Below are 16,520 nucleotides of genomic sequence, written 5' to 3'. Positions count from 1 at the left end.
CCTGGCGGGTCAGCGGGCGGCTTGCAGCGCCGCCCCGTTTTCCATGTTCCTGACGTCCGGATCCCAGCCGCCGCCCAGCGCCTTGTAGGCGGCGACGGCCGCGCGCGCCACGTCGGTCTGCGCCTGGGCACGCGCGTCGGCCGTCTGCAGCAGGGTTTCGTCGGCGCGCAGGACGTCGATCAGGCTGCCGGCGCCGCGCTGGTAGCCCGCGAACGTCGCGGCGCGCGAACGTGCGAGGGCGGTTTCGCCCCGCACGAGGATGTCCGCCTGCCGCGCGCGGTTCGCCAGCGCCGAGAAGGCGTTCTCGACGTCCTCCGTCGCATGCAGCACGGCGAGCCGATAGGCGGCCAGCGCTTCCGCCTCGCGGCCTGTCGCCTGGCCGATCTGCGCGTCGATGCGGCCGAAGTCGAACAGGCGCCAGCGCACGCCGAGCATGGCCGCGCCCTGGCTCGCGCCGCCGCTGAACAGATGTCCGCTCGACAAGGTCGTCGCGGTGCCGAGCAATGCGCCCAGCGACACGTGCGGATAATATTCCGCCATCGCCGCGCCGATGCGCGCATGGCCGGCGGCGACGCGGCGTTCGGCCGCGATCAGGTCGGGCCGGCGCTGCAACAGATCGGCGGGCGACCCCATCGCGCCGATGGCCGGCACGGAAGGAATGGGACTTGAGTTGGGACTTGAGACGCGCAAGGCGTCGCGGTGCGTGCCGGGCGGCGTGCCGAGCATGACGTCCAGCGCATTCAGCGCGGCATCCAGGCCGGCCTGGAGGGCGGGCACGGTGGCCTCCGCCTGCGCCAGTTCGCCTTCCGTCTGGCGCACCTGGTATTCGGGCGCGACGCCTTTCGCATACAGCAGCCCGACCTTGGCGAGCAGGTCGCGCCGCGTCGCGACCTGGCGCTGCGCGATGTCGAGCCGCGCCTGCAGGCCGCGGATGCCGATATAGATGTCCGCCGTCTGCGCGGCGACGGCGAGCCGGGCGGCGACGGCGTCCGCGCTGGCTGCCTGGTAGTCGGCCTGCGCCGCCTCGCGGCCGCGGCGCAGGCCGCCGGCCAGGTCGATTTCCCAGCTCGCGGCAACGTTCGCGTCGTACGCGTTGCCCCAGCGGTCATTGCCCGGCGTGGCCGCGAGGACGCGGCCGAGCGGGGTTTCCGCGGACTGGTAGGCGCGCGCGGCGGAGCCGGTGACGGTCCCGGACGGCAGCAGCGCCGCGTTGGCGGCGCCGAGCCCGGCACGCGCCTGGGCGACCCGGGCCGTGGCCTGGGCCAGGTCCAGGTTGCGCTCCAGTGCCTGCGCGACATAGCCAGACAGTTGCGGGTCGCCGAATCCGTTCCACCACGCCGCCAAGTCGCTTGCCGGACCGTGCGGGGCGGCAGCCTGGCCGAGGTAGTGGTCCGGAACGGGCGCGTCCGGGCGCCGGTAGTCGGGACCGACGGCGCAGCCGGTTGCCGTGACGGCAAGCACGGCCGCCATGAGCAGGCGGAGCGGAAACATGGGTATCCTTTAAAAAGAGTGACTAGTGACCATAATACGCATTAGTCACATTTTGTCAAACCCCGGATCGACGCGTTAAGCTATCGCCATGAACACATCCATCCATACCGCCCCCGCGACCCGGGGGCCGTCCGACCACGACGTCCGCACGCAGATCGTCGATGCCGCGACGGCGTATTTCACCCGCTACGGCTACGAGAAGACGACCGTGTCCGACCTGGCCAAGGAAATCGGCTTTTCCAAGGCGTACATCTATAAATTCTTCGACTCGAAACAGGCGATTGGCGAAGTCATCTGCGCCAACCGCTTGGCCGAGATGCGGCGCGCCGTGGACGCCGCGATCGCGGATGCCGGCAGTGCCTCGGACCGGTTCCGCCGCATGTTCCGGGCCTTCATCGAAGCGGGCACGCAGCTGTTCTTCGAAGACCGCAAGCTGTACGACATCGCGGCGACCGCCGCCGGCGAGCACTGGCCGTCCGTGCAGGCGTACCAGCGCTACGTGGAAGAGCTGATCGCGCGGATCGTCCGGGAAGGGCGCGAGTCCGGCGAGTTCGAGCGCAAGACGCCGCTGGACGAGACGGCGAACGCGATCTGCCTCGTCATGAAACCCTATGTCAATCCTTTGCTGCTGCAATACAACCTGGAAGGCGTGCAGGACGCGACCTTGCGCCTGTCGAATCTCGTCCTCAGGAGCCTCGCACCCTAAAAATTCCGTTTGTGACCATTGACTTATTTGGTCACTAGTAGAAAAATGGGCGCTTTCTTACCAAAGGGAGCTCCCATGTCCATTCGCTCACGGGGCGCGCATCTCCTGTATGCGCTACCGATCGTCCTGGCGGCGTGCGGCGACAAGCCGCCCGCCGACCCCCGCACGGTCGCGCCCCTGGTCGAGACCGCACTCGTCCAGGGCGCGCCGTCCACCGCGCTGTCGTTTTCCGGCATCGTCGGCGCGCGTGTCCAGAGCGATCTGGGCTTCCGCGTGCCGGGCAAGGTCGTGCAACGTCTCGTCGACGTCGGCCAGGCCGTCCACAAAGGCCAGCCGCTGATGCGCATCGATCCGGTCGACCTCGGCCTGCAGGCGCGCGCGCAGGCCGGGGCCGTGACGGCCGCCCGCGCCCGCGCGCGCCAGGCGGGCGACGACGAGGCGCGCTACCGCGACCTAGTGGCGGAAGGCGCCGTGTCGGCGTCCGCGTACGAGCAGCTCAAGGCCGCGGCCGACTCGGCCAGGGCGGCGTTGAGTGCCGCCGAGGCGCAGTACGACGTCGCCCGCAATGCGGCCGGCTATGCGCTGCTCGTGGCGGATGCCGGCGGTGTCGTCGTCGACACGCTGGCGGAACCGGGCCAGGTCGTCGGCGCCGGCCAGACCGTCGTGCGCCTGGCGCATGCCGGCCCGCGCGAGGCGATCGTCCACCTGCCCGAGACGGTGCGCCCGCGCATCGGCACGCAGGCGCAGGCCACGCTGTACGGCGGGCAGGGCGGCGGCCTGGCGAGGCTCCGGCAGCTGGCGGACGCCGCCGACCGTCTCACGCGCACGTACGAAGCGAAATACGTCCTCGACGGCACGCTGGCGGAGGCGCCGCTGGGCTCGACCGTCACCCTGCGCCTGGACGGCGCCGGGGACGCCGGGGACGATAAAACCAAGGCGCTGCAGGTGCCGGCCGGCGCGGTGCTCGACACGGGCAAGGGCAGCGGCGTGTGGGTCGTGGCCGGCGATCCGGCCAAGGTGACGTGGCGCCTTGTGGACGTGCTGGGCATCGCCGACGACACGGCGCGCGTGCGGGGCGGCCTCAAGCCCGGCGACCGCGTGGTGGCGCTCGGTGCCCATCTGCTGCACGAGGGCGACAAGGTGCGCGACAAAGTGCGTGACAACGTGAGCGCCAACGCGAGCGTCGGCGCCGCGCCGCGGCAGGTCGCCGCCGCGGCGGCGGGAGGCGTGCGATGAGCCGCTTCAACCTGTCGGCGCTGGCCGTCCGCGAACGGTCCGTCACGCTGTTTCTGATCCTGCTCGTGTCGCTGGCGGGCGTGCTGGCCTTCCTGAAACTGGGCCGCGCGGAAGACCCGCCGTTCACCGTGAAGCAGCTGACGGTGATCACCGCCTGGCCCGGCGCCACCGCCCGCGAGATGCAGGACCAGGTGGCCGAGCCGCTCGAAAAGCGCATGCAGGAATTGCGCTACTACGACCGCGCGGAAACCTATACCCGTCCGGGCCTCGCGTTCACGACGGTCACGCTGCAGGACAGCACGCCGCCGTCCGAGGTGCCCGACCAGTTCTACCAGGCCCGCAAGAAGCTGCAGGATGCGCAGGGGACGCTGCCGAATGGCGTCATCGGCCCGATGGTGAACGATGAATTCGCCGACGTGACGTTCGCGCTGTATGCCCTGAAAGCGCGCGGCAGGCCCGCGCGCGAGCTGGTGCGCGATGCCGAGACCTTGCGCCAGCGCCTGCTGCACGTGGCCGGCGTCAAGAAGGTCAATATCATCGGCGAGCAGGCGGAGCGCATCTTCGTGTCGTTCTCGCACGACCGCCTCGCCACGCTGGGCATCGCCCCGCAAGACATCTTTGCCGCGCTGAACGCGCACAACGTGCTCACGCCGGCCGGCTCGATCGAGACGAAGGGCGCGCAGGTCTTCGTGCGCGTGGACGGCGCGTATGACGACCTGCGCGACCTGCGCACCATCCGCGACACGCCCGTCGTCAGCCAGGGCCGCACGCTGAAACTGTCGGACATCGCGATGGTGGAGCGCGGCTACGAGGATCCGGCGACCTTCCTCATCCGGAACAACGGCGAACCCGCGCTGCTGCTGGGCGTCGTGATGCGCGACGGCTGGAACGGCCTCGACCTGGGCAAGGCGCTGGATGCCGAGGTCGAGACGATCAACCGGGACGTCCCGCTGGGCATGAGCCTGACGAAGGTGACCGACCAGGCCGTGAACATCAGCGGCGCCGTCGATGAATTCATGATCAAGTTCTTCGTCGCGCTGCTCGTCGTCATGGTCGTCTGTTTCCTCAGCATGGGCTGGCGCGTGGGGCTCGTCGTCGCCACGGCCGTGCCGCTGACCCTGGCCGCCGTGTTCGTCGTCATGGCCGCCACGGGCAAGAACTTCGACCGCATCACGCTCGGTTCGCTGATCCTCGCGCTGGGCCTGCTCGTGGACGACGCCATCATCGCCATCGAAATGATGGTCGTGAAGATGGAGGAAGGCTACGACCGCGTGCAGGCCTCCGCGTACGCGTGGAGCCATACGGCGGCCCCGATGTTGTCCGGGACGCTCGTCACCGCCATCGGCTTCATGCCGAACGGCTTCGCGAAGTCCACGGCCGGCGAATACACGAGCAATATGTTCTGGATCGTCGGCATCGCCCTCGTCACGTCGTGGATCGTGGCGGTCGTGTTCACGCCCTACCTGGGCGTCAAACTGCTGCCGGCGATACCGAAGGTCGAAGGCGGTCGTCATGCCATCTATGACACGCCCAACTACAACCGGTTCCGGCGCCTGCTGGGCACCGTGATCCGGCGCAAATGGCTGGTCGCGCTGATCGTGATCGGCGCGTTCGTGCTGGCCGGCGCCGGCATGGCCATCGTCAAGAAGCAGTTCTTCCCGACGTCCGACCGGCCGGAAGTGCTGGTCGAAGTCCAGATGCCCTACGGGACGGCGCTTGGCCAGACGTCGGCGGCGGCGGCGCGCGTCGAGGCTTGGCTGGCGCAGCAGAAGGAAGCGCGCACCGTCACGGCCTATGTCGGCCAGGGCGCGCCGCGCTTCTACCTGGCGATGGCGCCCGAATTGCCCGACCCGTCGTTCGCCAAGATCGTGATCCGCACCGAGAACGAAGCCGAACGCGAGGCGCTCAAGCTGCGCCTGCGCGCGGCCGTCGCCGACGGCCTGGCGCCGGGCGCGCGGGTGCGCGTGACGCAGCTCGTGTTCGGCCCGTACTCGCCGTATCCGGTGGCGTTCCGCCTGTCCGGTCCCGACCCGCAGACGCTGCGCGCCATCGCCGGCCAGGTCGAAGGCGTCATGCGCGCCAGCCCGCAAATGCGCACCGTGAACACGGACTGGGGCAACCGCGTGCCGACCCTGCATTTCACGCTGGACCAGGACCGGCTGCAGGCCGTCGGCCTGACGTCGGCCAGCGTCGCGCAGCAGCTGCAATTCCTGCTGAGCGGCGTGCCCGTCACGGCGGTGCGCGAGGACATCCGCTCGGTGCAGGTGGTCGCGCGCGCGGCCGGCGACGTCCGCCTCGATCCCGCGCGCATCAACGCGTTCACGCTGGTGGGCGCGGCCGGCCAGCGCATCCCGCTGGCGCAGGTCGGCACCGTCGACATCCGTCCGGAAGAGCCGGTGCTGCGCCGCCGCGACCGCGTCCCGACGGTCACGATCCGCGGCGACATCGCCGATGGCCTGCAGCCGCCGGACGTGTCGGTGGCCATGCAGAAGGCGCTGCAACCCATCGCCGCCGCGCTGCCGGCCGGCTACAAGCTGACGATGGCCGGATCGATCGAGGAGGCCGGCAAGGCGAATGCCGCGCTGCTGCCGCTGTTCCCGGTCATGCTCGCGTTCACCCTCCTGATCATCATCTTCCAGGTGCGTTCGATCGCGTCGATGGTGATGGTGTTCGCGACCAGTCCCCTCGGCCTGATCGGCGTCGTGCCGACCTTGATCCTGTTCCGCCAGCCGTTCGGCATCAATGCGCTCGTGGGCCTCGTGGCGCTGTCCGGCATCCTGATGCGCAATACGCTGATCCTGATCGGGCAGATCGACCACAACCGCGCGGAAGGATCGAGTCCGTTCGACGCCGTCGTCGAAGCGACCGTGCAACGGGCGCGCCCCGTCATTCTGACGGCGCTGGCGGCGATGCTGGCGTTCATCCCGCTGACCCACTCGGTGTTCTGGGGCACGCTGGCGTACACGCTGATCGGCGGTACGTTCGCGGGCACGGTCATGACGCTCGTGTTCCTGCCGGCGATGTACGCGATCTGGTTCAAGATCGCGCCGGCCCGCAGCGTCACCCGGTCCGAGCGAGCGCCTGCTGTAGCTGCACCTTGTTCCTGACTTCCAGCTTGGTGTAGCAGGCCTTGATGTACGAGCGCACGGTATCCGGCGTGATGCCGAGCGCTTTCGCGATTTCCTTGTACGACAGGCCGTTCGCGTAGTGGCCGGCAACGGCATGCTCGCGCGCGGTCAGCGTGCCGTTGCGGTTGGGCCGCAGCAGCACGCGGCGTGTGCCGGGCGCGCCGCCCGGTGCGACCGTGATGCTGACGCTGGCCGTCGCCGTGCGCGGTCCTTCGAAACCGTCGCCGCGCAGCACGAGGCGCTTGCCGCACCAGCCCGGCCATGCCGCGCGCAGCAGGGCGGTGAAGCCGGCGTCGGCGGCTATCACCTCGCCGTCGACGGAGAGCAGGGCGGCAGGCGGTGCGCTGCCGGATGCCGGTGCGGCATCCCAGTTCGCCTCCCACGCCCGCATCAGATGCGGCACCAAAGCTTCCTTGACGGCGCGTTCCGCTTCCGTGAACGGCCGCGCCCCTTCCGGCCGGTACAGCGAGATGAACTGCATGAGTCGGCCGCTGCTGTCGGGCACCGCGGTGGCCAGGATCGAGTGCAGGTCGTGGCGCGCATCGAACCGGCGCAGCACACGGTCCGCGCTGTGGCCGGCCTTGAGCACCGTGATGCCTGGTGGCTTCAGGATGCGTTCGCGCACGTCGTCCACGTCCCGTATCGCGTGGATCTCGCGCGCGAAATCGTGGCGGGTGCCGTAGCCGGCGCTGTGCAGGACGGTGTCGCCGGCATCGTCCATCGTCGCGACGCCCCACCAGGCCGAGGCGAACGGCAGGTCGCGGCGCAGGCGCGCGATGGCCCAGTCCTGGAAGGCCGCGGACGGCAGGTCGCGCGCGCCCGCGTGCAAGTCGTAGATCAGGCGGCTGTACCGCTGCAGTTCCATGGTGTCCCCGTGTCTCCCCCGCAAATGCGGGATGTTTCCAGAGATTGTTGCGCAATACGATGTCCGAGGCAACCTACAACAACTGGAGACACGATGACAACGATAAAACACTATTCCCTGATTTTGCCGGTGATCCTGTGCGGCCTGGCCGGCTGCGGCCGTTCCGACGCGCCGCCCAGCGCCGACGCGGTCTATCGCAACGGCTATGTCGTGACGATGGACAGCGACGATTCGGTCCAACAGGCCGTGGCGGTACGCGACGGACGCATCGTCTACGTCGGCAGCGACGCGGGCGTGGCCGGATTGATCGGCCCGGACACGGCGGTGACGGACCTGAACGGCCGCACACTGATGCCCGGCCTGATCGACGCGCACCTGCATCCGCTCAGCGGCGGCGCCAACCTGCGCTCCTGCAACCTGAACTACGCCGCGCTGAGCGTGCAGGCCTTCCAGGCCCGCATCCAGGCCTGCCTCGACGCGACGGCGGGCGACGGCGACAACGCCTGGCTGGAAGTGAACGCCTGGTACCGGCAGGCGATGGAACCCAAGGGAACCGACGCCACCCGGGCCACGCTCGACGCCCTGCGCACGACACGCCCCATCGTCGTCCATTCGAGCGACGGTCACACGCTGCTGGCCAATTCGCGCGCGCTGCAGGCGGCGGGCGTCAGCGCCGCAACCCGCGATCCGCAGGGCGGGGCCATTGCGCGCGACCCCAATGGCGAGCCGACCGGCATCTTCGAGGACGACGCCGACAAGCTGGTGATGAATGCTCGTCCCGCGCCGACGGCGAGGGAAAACGAGGCCAGCGCCCAGGCGGCATTGGACGCGCTGAGCCGGCAGGGCGTGACCACGTTCTTCAGCGCGCTGAGCGGCGACGCCGAACTGGCCGCGTTCTCCGCGCTGCAGAAGAGCGGCAAGCTGACGGCGCGCGCCTGGTTCGCGCCGTTGATCGATGCGGACCTCGCCCGCGATCCGGGCGCCGCCGTCGCCATGGTGCAGGACCTCGCCAAACGCTACGACCAGGGACCGACCGGGGTCGCGCCGACGGTCGCGGTGCGGCATGCGAAACTGTTCATGGATGGGGTGGCGCAGGCCCCGGCGTTCACGGCGGGCCTGCTCGAACCGTATCTTGTGAATCAGGGCAGCGACGAGAATCCGCACTTCCTGCCCGGAACCAATCTTGGCCAAGTCTACCTGCCGCCGGCGGTGCTGCAACCGGTGCTGGTGGGGCTGGCGCGCGCCGGCATCAATCCGCACATCCACGCGATCGGCGACCGCGCGGTGCGCCAGTCGCTCGACGCCATCGAGGCGATGCGCAAGGCCGTCCCCGACACGAAGGTGCGGCCCGCCGTGGCGCATGCCGAGATCACCGATCCGGCGGACTACGCCCGCTTCGCGCGGCTGAACGCTACGCCGGTCATGTCGTTCCAATGGGCCAAGCCGGCGCCGGATTCGATCGAGGCCACGCGCGACTTTCTCGGCCCGGTGCGCTTCGGTCGCATGGAACCGGAGGGGATGTTGCAGGCGGCGGGCGCGCGCATCGCGTTCGGCAGCGACTGGCCGGTCGATCCGTTGAACGAATGGTTCGCGCTGAAGGTGGGCGTCACCCGCACCAACGACCCGGCCGTGTGGGACCGCTATCCCGGCAAGCTGAACGCCGACCCGGGCCTGACCCGCCGGCAGGCGCTGCGCGCGGCGACGCTGCATTCGGCGTACGCGCTGCACCTCGACGCCGTAGCGGGGTCGCTGGAACAGGGCAAGCTGGCCGACATGATCATCCTGGACCGCAACGTGCTCACGATCGATCCCGAGGACATCGCCAACGTCAAGGTGCAGCAGACCATCGTGGGCGGGAAGGTCGTGTATCGGGCGCAAGGGACGCGCTGAATGCGAACGAGCGCACGCCGGACGGCGCGCGCTCGCGAAGGGAAGAACCGATCAGAACTGGTTCATGGTGTTGTGCTTGCCGCCGGCCTTCAGCGCTGCTTCACCGCTGAAGTATTCCTTGTGGTCGTCGCCCAGGTCCGAACCGGACATGTTCTGGTGCTTGACGCAGGCGATGCCCTGGCGGATCTCCTTGCGCTGCACGCCGGCCACGTAGCCCAGCATGCCCTGGCTGCCGAAGTACTCCTTCGCCAGGTTGTCCGTCGACAGCGCGGCCGTGTGGTACGTCGGCAGCGTGATCAGGTGGTGGAAGATGCCCGCTTCGCGCGCGGCGTCGGCTTGGAACGTGCGGATGCGCTCGTCGGCGACCTTCGCCAGGATCGAATCGTCGTACTCGGCGCTCATCAGGTGTGCGCGGTCGTAGGCCGACACGTCTTCGCCGCGGTCCTTCATGCCGTCGTACACCTGCTGGCGGAAGTTCAGCGTCCAGTTGAACGACGGGCTGTTGTTGTACACGAGCTTCGCGTTCGGGATGACCTTGCGGATCTCGCGGACCATGCCGCCGATCTGGCCGATGTGCGGTTTCTCGGTCTCGATCCACAGCAGGTCGGCGCCGTTCTGCAGCGAGGTGATGCAGTCGAGGACGCAGCGCGCTTCGCCCGTGCCTTCGCGGAACTGGAACAGGTTGCTCGGCAGGCGCTTCGGACGCAGCAGCTTGCCGTCGCGCTGGATCACGACGTCGCCGTTCGCCAGCGCGGACGGGGCGATTTCTTCCACGTCGAGGAAGCTGTTGTACTGGTCGCCCAGGTCGCCCGGTTCGCGGGTCACGGCGATCTGCTTGGTCAGGCCGGCGCCCAGCGAGTCGGTACGGGCGACGATGACGCCGTCGTCCACGCCCAGTTCGAGGAATGCGTAGCGCACGGCGCGGATCTTGGCCAGGAAGTCCTCATGCGGGACCGTGACCTTGCCGTCCTGGTGACCGCACTGCTTTTCGTCCGACACCTGGTTCTCGAGCTGGATGCAGCAGGCGCCGGCTTCGATCATCTGCTTGGCCAGCAGGTACGTCGCTTCCGCGTTGCCGAAGCCGGCGTCGATGTCGGCGATGATGGGCACGACGTGCGTGACGAAGTTGTCGATCTTGTCCTGGATCGCTGCCTTGGCGGCGCCTTCGGCGGCGTCCAGCTGGCGGAACAGGCCGCCCAGTTCACGGGCGTCGGCCTGGCGCAGGAACGTGTACAGCTCCTTGATCAGGGCCGGGACGGCGGTCTTTTCGTGCATCGACTGGTCCGGCAGCGGGCCGAATTCCGAGCGCAGCGCGGCGATCATCCAGCCCGACAGATACAGGTAGCGGCGGTCGGTGTTGTTGAAGTGCTTCTTGATCGAGATGAGCTTCTGCTGGCCGATGAAACCGTGCCAGCAGCCCAGCGACTGCGTGTACTTGGACGAATCGGCGTCGTAGTTCGCCATGTCGCGGCGCATGATCGCGGCCGTGTAGCGGGCGATGTCGAGGCCGGTCTTGAAGCGGTTCTGAGCGCGCATGCGGGCCGCGGATTCGGGATTGATGGCATCCCAGCCGCTGCCGTAACGTTGCTTGAGGGTGGCGATGGCCTGGATATCGTTTTGGTACTCGGACATGTCGGACTCCATGAAAAGTGAATCGAAAGTGGTGAAGCGCATGGGTTCATCATAAGAGATCCGGGGCCCCTAAATCTTCTGTCTTATATAAGACATAGAACTAAAAATACGTGAATCAATTCAATGAGTTATCTCAATCATTCCGCAATGCGGCAAATAGTTTTGCGAAATGGAATATTTCACCTGCTTTTTGAAAGCCCGAAATCCCACATCGTGGAACGTTATTCAGCCGAGTGAAAAATCCGGGGTCGGAGCGCATTTCAGATCAATTTCCCAGTACGCAAGGATGGGCCGGAGGAATGCGTGACTTGGCGCGTGAAAGGGAAGCGGGACGAGGGAGTGGCGGCGCGAGGGCGGTCGCCACTGTTGCGGTTGGGATCGTGCCCAAAAAAGGGCTCTGACCCCGAATTTTGGTGGCAAAAAAAAAGCCCGCTGTTTGGCGGGCTTGAATCTATTTTCTTGGAGGAAGATAGAGGAGACAGGAAGCATTGTGCTGCATCGCACAAGAACGGTCCAATGACGTTTGGTGATGAGCGTCATTCGCCAGGGGCATGAAGCATGTTTCAGGCGTCCTTGCCTGCGAATTCGATGAACATCGCGGACGACCACACCTTGCTGTCGTTACGCTGGCGGCCGTGCAGGTAGACCGGCCGATGGCCGAACGGCGCGTTCGCCGCGTCCACTTGCAGGCTGCCCGCCAGCGCGACGGGCAGAGGGCGCGCCGTCAGCCGTTCCAGCGCCAGGAACAGTTCCGTCCCGCCCAGTTCCAAGCGCAGGCCGCCTTCGTCCAGCAGTTGCGCGCCGCTGACGGTCCAGCTGAATTCCGGCGCATGCACGAACGGATTGCGCTTGCGCGGGTCGCCCACCTTGACATAGCTGTCGATGGTGCCCTCCACGCGGATCGTGCAGTGGCGCAGGTTGCTGACGTCGATCTCGACGCTGTCCGCATCGCCATACGTATCGCTGCGGAAGCCGATGCCGGTCGGGCCGTCGCGCCAGCTCACTTCTTCCGCGTGCTCGAAGCCGTGCGACGAAAACCGGTTGATCGTGCCGTTCAGGATCGTGATGCGGCCGCGCCACGACGCCCAGCGGTAGCGGTCCGGCACGCGCGCGCCGCCCCAGCGCAGGCGGATCAGCCGGTCCGAGTAACCCAGTTCCTCGTGCAGGTTGCGCTTCCAGATCAGGCCCGTGTGGTCGTACGCGGCGATTTCTTCCCAGCCCGCGTCGCCCAGCAGTTCGTAGTCCAGCGTCGCCGGCCCGCGGTGCGCGAAGGCGTCGCCCTGGACGTGGTCGCCGCAGCGCACGAGCAGCGCCGTGTGTTCGCCGGTTGTCGCCCAGGTATGGCGCGCGCGCAGGGCACGGCCGATCGTGCGGCGGTCGAGGGCGTCCGCGAGCACGCCCGTGAGGCCGCCGTGGACGCCGAACACCTGCGTGCCCGGCGGCCCGCCGCCCGGCCGGCCGCGGTGCTCGTCGCCGCTGGCCGCCACGCCGATCCGGTAGCCGCGCGCGATGACGTCCTGGTACAGCCAGCCGAAATGGCCCCAGCTGGACGCGATCTCCACGAGGCGTTCGAGCCCGGGGTGGTGCCAGTCCGGGATGTAGCGGCGTCCGCCCACGTGCGGCATGATCAGGTGGTCGTCCGGCTCGTCGACGTAGGCGCCCCACAGTTCTTCCACCGGCCACCGTCCCAGTTCGACGGCCGTGCCCTTCATGTCCTCGTTCCACACGAACGTGCGATTGTGCTCGCCGCGCCGGTTGTACGGGAAGCCGGGCGCCCCGTCGCCGAGGAAGACGACGTTGTGGTCGCCGCCGGCCGTCGAACTGCCGCACCACTCCTGCACGGGATAGCACACGAAGCGTCCCGGCTCGTTGAATTCCTCGACGGTCGCCACGCCGATCTTCCAGTTGTCGTCCGTGACCTGGAAGTCGTTGGCCGTGTAGCCGAGGACGTCGATGCCGCCGATGTCGCGCGCGTAGGCCGCATTGTAGGCGGGGCTGTTGGTGCCCACCGTGTCGCTCGCGTGCACGTGCAGGTCCGCGTAGAACGAGCGGGGCGAAGGATAGTGCGAGGCGATGCTGACGTAGGCGGTGGCCGGTGCGACGTCGCGCGCGCCGACCAGCTGCGCGACGATGCGTAGCTCGCCCGCATCGGCGGGCAGGTCGTCGACCCCGATCGTCGCCCAGCCCGCCGCCGGCAACGGATAGCGCCGTTCGTGGAGGGCGTCATGGCCCGCGTACGCGGTCAGCAGGATGTCGCCCGGGCGATCCTGGCACACGTTGCCCCAGCGGTCCTGCACCGTCACGCGCAGCGGCAGCGCTGTGCCGGGGCGGGCGAAGCGCGGCCCGGCCACGAGCAGGCGCGCGGGCGCACCGGCGGCCATGTCGATGACGATATCGCCGGGCACCGCGATGAAGCGCGACGTGCCCAGCGGGTCGACGTAGCAGCGGAAGCGGAAGCGGTCTTCGACGAAGGTCTGCACGCGCGTGCCCGGCCCGCCGCCGCGCCGGTCGCCGATGCGGATGACGATGTGGTCGCCCGCGTTCAGGTAGCCGTCGACGACGTCGACGATGATCGCTTTCTGGAACGGGCGCTCGTGGCCCTTCTGGTCGAAGCGGACGGACAGCGACTGCACGGTGGCGGGACTCTGGCCCGGCACGAGCGGGCCGGCGTGGTATTCGGCCGAGATGTAGTTGGCGGCCGCCGGGTCGCTCGTCTGGAACAGCGCCCAGTCGGAATAGAACTTGAAGGTGGCCTTGAACCAGCCGCCGTCCGCGAGGCCGGCCGCGCCGACCTCGTAGTCCAGCACGATCTCGTCCCAGCTGCCCGTTTCCAGCCGGTCGACGTTGCAGGTCACGCGGCCCGCGAACGGCAGTGCCTTATTTTGTTCGTACAGGCCTGCCGGCGCGTAATGGTGGCCCAGCTGTTCGCGCAGCGCGGCATAGCGTTCGGAGATGGAGGTCATGGTCGCTTTCGGTATGAGGTGTTACGGGTTTTACGCCTGGCGCCAGGCGCGGTAATGACCTTCGAGGCGGCGGAACACGAGGTTCTCGGCCAGCCAGGCAAAGGCGCCGATGAGGGCAATGCCGAACAGGACCTGGCTGCCGTTGCCGGTCTGGCCGCCCGTCGACACCATCCAGCCGATGCCGCGCGACGCGCCGATCATCTCGGCCGCGACGAGCGCGCGCCAGGCCTGGCTGAAGCCGACGCGCAGCGCCGTGGTCAGCGCGGGCAGCGACGCGGGCAGATACACATGGGCGAGCAGCTGCAGCCGCGTCGCGCCGAGGATGCGCGCGGCGCGCACCTCGCCCAGCCGGATGCCCTGCACGCCGGCCTGCAGGGTCAGCGCCATCGGGAACACGGCGGCGATGAAGATCACGGCGACGATGGCCGGGTAGCCGAGGCCGAACACGATCATCGTCAGCGGCGCCCACGCGACGGGAGGGATCGCCATGAACAGGTTGTTCAGCGGCGTCGCGAACGCACGGAAGCCGGCGTTCAAGCCGCCGGCCACGCCGAGGATGGCCGCGACGAGGACGGCCGTGCCGAAGCCGAGCAGTTCCTCGAACAGGCTGGCGCCGAGGTGCTGCCACAGCCGGCCGCTCGCGAGCCATTGCCAGCCTTCGACGGCGACGTCCCACGGCGGCGGGAGGATGTACGCGGGGAAGCCGCTGGCGACGGCGGCCCACGCGATGAACAGGGCGGGCAGCGCGGCCCAGCCCCAGTTCGGTGTCAGGGCGCGTACCGTCATCGCGGTCCCTGCGCGGCCCGTTGCTGCCACGAGAGGTCCACGACCTGGCTCGCCTTCAGCGGCCGGCCGAGATAGCCGAGGGCCTGCGAATCGTCCATCAGGCGCTGGATGAACTTCAGGTCGGACGGCTCCAGCTGATCGGACCAGCCCAGGCGCTTGCGGGCTTCGCGCACGACGGCCGCGGGTTCGATGGTCTTGCCGTTCGCGGTCTTGACCGGCGCGATGGCGAAGGCGTCGGCGATGATGCGGTCCGCTTCGTCGGTATGCTCGTTGAGGAAGCGGATCGCCTTGCGGTGCGCGCGCAGCACCTTGACGACGTCGTCCGGCCGCCCGGCCAGGGTGCGCGGTACGGCCATCAGCACGTACCACGGGTAGCGCTGGAAGGCCTGGTTCGCGTCCAGCACGAGACGCGCGCTGCCGCGCAGGATGGCTTCCGACACGAACGGTTCCCAGCTGAACGCGGCGTCGACGACATTGCGCTCGAGCGCCGCATTCATGTTCCCGACCGGCATATTCACGACCTGCACGTCGCGGTCCGCGTCGAGGCGGCCCAGGTCGCGCAGGACGGCGCCGCGCAGCAGCACGTCCATGCCGCTGCCGCGCGCCACGCCGGCCATTTTCTTGCCGCGCAGGTCCGCCAGCGCGCGCACGGGGCCGGCCGCGCCCGCGACCAGCGCCGCCTGGCCGTAGTTCACCTTCGCGAGGATGCGGCTCTGCAATCCACGCGCATACCACTGGAACACGGGTGCCGCGCCGATGTACGCCATGTCCAGCTCGCCGGCGGACAGCGCCTGCTGCACGACGGGCCCGTCGCCGAACTGTTTCAGTTCGACCTTCAGACCTTCCTCGGCGAAGTAGCCCTTCTTGTCGGCGATCAGCGCGGGCGCGTTGGCCATCGCATAGACCCAGCCGATGCGCAGGGTCGGCGTATCGGCGTGGGCGGCCTGCAGGACGAAGGCGGTGGCCGCGACGGTGAAGCGCAGCAGGGAGGTGAGGGAAACAGGTCTCATGCGGTACTTTCTAGTCAAGGAGCAGGGGGCTCGCGGCGTCCATCGCATTGGCGACGTGGTCCATCAGTGCGGCGGCGTATTCGCCGAAGCGGGGCAGCTGGCGCGCCGCGTGGAAGCTGCGCGGCCGGGGCAGGTCGATCTCGAGTTCGGCCTGGACGCCGCGCGGCGCCGTGCCCAGCACGATCACGCGGTCGGCGAGGAACACGGCTTCGTCGATGTCGTGGGTGATGAAGACGATGGTCTGGCCCAGCGTCGACCAGATGCGCAGCAGTTCTTCGTTCAGGCCGGCGCGCGTGATCGCGTCCAGCGCGGAAAACGGTTCGTCCATCAACAGGAGGCCCGGCTCCATCGCCAGCGCGCGGGCGATCGCGACGCGCTGCTGCATGCCGCCCGACAGCTCGTGCGGCAGCTTGCCCGCTGCGGCGCCCATGCCGACGAGGTCCAGGTAGCGCCGCGCGTGCGCCCGCTGCGCATCGGGGCCCGCATGGTTCGCCATGCGCAGTCCGAAGCGCACGTTCTCGAGCGCGGTCAGCCAGGGAAACAGATGCGGCGACTGGAACACGTAGCCCAGCTCCGGCAGCTCCGGCGTGACGGGCGCGCCGTCGAGCAGGACCGCGCCCTGCGCGGGCGCATGAAAGCCCGCGAGCAGGTTCAGCAGCGTGGACTTGCCGCAGCCGGACGGACCGAGCAGCGCGACGAATTCGCCGGGTTCTGCACGGAACGAGAAGTCCTGGAAGACGGTCTGGCCGCCGGGGTAGCGGAAACCGATGCGTTCGACCGACAGGCGGCCCTTGTTCGTCTGGTCCATGGTCG

11 protein-coding genes are annotated in these 16,520 nt (G+C 68.6%); 4 read left to right on the top strand and 7 right to left on the bottom strand.

Annotation, left to right across the window (positions count from 1 at the left end):
- Positions 1-9: 9 nt before the first annotated feature.
- Entirely contained in the window at positions 10-1,491 is a 1,482-nt protein-coding gene (locus BVG12_RS09265) for an efflux transporter outer membrane subunit (RefSeq protein ID WP_075792144.1), read from the bottom strand.
- A gap of 88 nt (positions 1,492-1,579) precedes the next feature.
- Here BVG12_RS09265 and BVG12_RS09260 point away from each other — a divergent pair, with 88 nt between their 5' ends.
- From BVG12_RS09260 to BVG12_RS09250, 3 genes are all read left to right on the top strand, one after another.
- Entirely contained in the window at positions 1,580-2,197 is a 618-nt protein-coding gene (locus tag BVG12_RS09260; protein WP_075792143.1) for a TetR/AcrR family transcriptional regulator, read from the top strand.
- 75 nt (positions 2,198-2,272) lie between these two features.
- Positions 2,273-3,433 carry an efflux RND transporter periplasmic adaptor subunit gene (locus BVG12_RS09255; protein ID WP_075792142.1) on the top strand — a complete coding sequence of 387 codons (1,161 nt, stop codon included), beginning with the start codon at positions 2,273-2,275 and terminating at the stop codon, positions 3,431-3,433.
- Complete coding sequence (locus BVG12_RS09250) at positions 3,430-6,540, top strand: efflux RND transporter permease subunit (RefSeq protein WP_075792141.1); 3,111 nt, start codon at positions 3,430-3,432, stop codon at positions 6,538-6,540. Before BVG12_RS09255 ends, BVG12_RS09250 begins: the two co-directional genes overlap by 4 nt.
- Here the strand turns inward: BVG12_RS09250 and BVG12_RS09245 are convergent.
- On the bottom strand, positions 6,494-7,426 hold the full coding sequence (locus BVG12_RS09245) for a helix-turn-helix transcriptional regulator (RefSeq protein WP_075792140.1): 933 nt from the start codon (positions 7,424-7,426) through the stop codon (positions 6,494-6,496). The genes BVG12_RS09250 and BVG12_RS09245 overlap by 47 nt on opposite strands.
- A 93-nt stretch (positions 7,427-7,519) precedes the next feature.
- On the opposite strand from BVG12_RS09245, the gene BVG12_RS09240 reads away from it, so the two are divergent.
- A complete protein-coding gene (locus BVG12_RS09240; protein ID WP_075792139.1) occupies positions 7,520-9,316 on the top strand; it encodes an amidohydrolase in 1,797 nt (598 codons plus the stop codon).
- Between the two features lie 51 nt (positions 9,317-9,367).
- Here the strand turns inward: BVG12_RS09240 and BVG12_RS09235 are convergent, their stop codons facing one another.
- From BVG12_RS09235 to BVG12_RS09215, 5 genes are all read right to left on the bottom strand, one after another.
- Positions 9,368-10,948: an isocitrate lyase gene (locus BVG12_RS09235; RefSeq protein ID WP_075796274.1), complete on the bottom strand. Its 1,581-nt coding sequence runs from the start codon at positions 10,946-10,948 to the stop codon at positions 9,368-9,370.
- 563 nt (positions 10,949-11,511) lie between these two features.
- Positions 11,512-13,911, bottom strand: a complete 2,400-nt coding sequence (locus BVG12_RS09230) for a hypothetical protein (protein WP_075792138.1) — start codon at positions 13,909-13,911, stop codon at positions 11,512-11,514.
- Between the two features lie 30 nt (positions 13,912-13,941).
- Positions 13,942-14,697, bottom strand: coding sequence for an ABC transporter permease (locus BVG12_RS09225; RefSeq protein ID WP_075792137.1), 756 nt, complete (start codon positions 14,695-14,697; stop codon positions 13,942-13,944).
- Positions 14,694-15,707: an ABC transporter substrate-binding protein gene (locus BVG12_RS09220; RefSeq protein ID WP_075792136.1), complete on the bottom strand. Its 1,014-nt coding sequence runs from the start codon at positions 15,705-15,707 to the stop codon at positions 14,694-14,696. Before BVG12_RS09220 ends, BVG12_RS09225 begins: the two co-directional genes overlap by 4 nt.
- A 10-nt stretch (positions 15,708-15,717) precedes the next feature.
- Positions 15,718-16,515 (bottom strand): ABC transporter ATP-binding protein, encoded by a 798-nt coding sequence (locus tag BVG12_RS09215; RefSeq protein WP_075792135.1) that lies wholly within the window; start codon positions 16,513-16,515, stop codon positions 15,718-15,720.
- Between the last annotated feature and the right edge of the window lie 5 nt (positions 16,516-16,520).

This window comes from Massilia putida (genome assembly GCF_001941825.1).
Taxonomy (GTDB): Bacteria; Pseudomonadota; Gammaproteobacteria; order Burkholderiales; family Burkholderiaceae_D; genus Telluria; species Telluria putida.
This window is presented reverse-complemented; position numbering and strand designations above follow the sequence as displayed.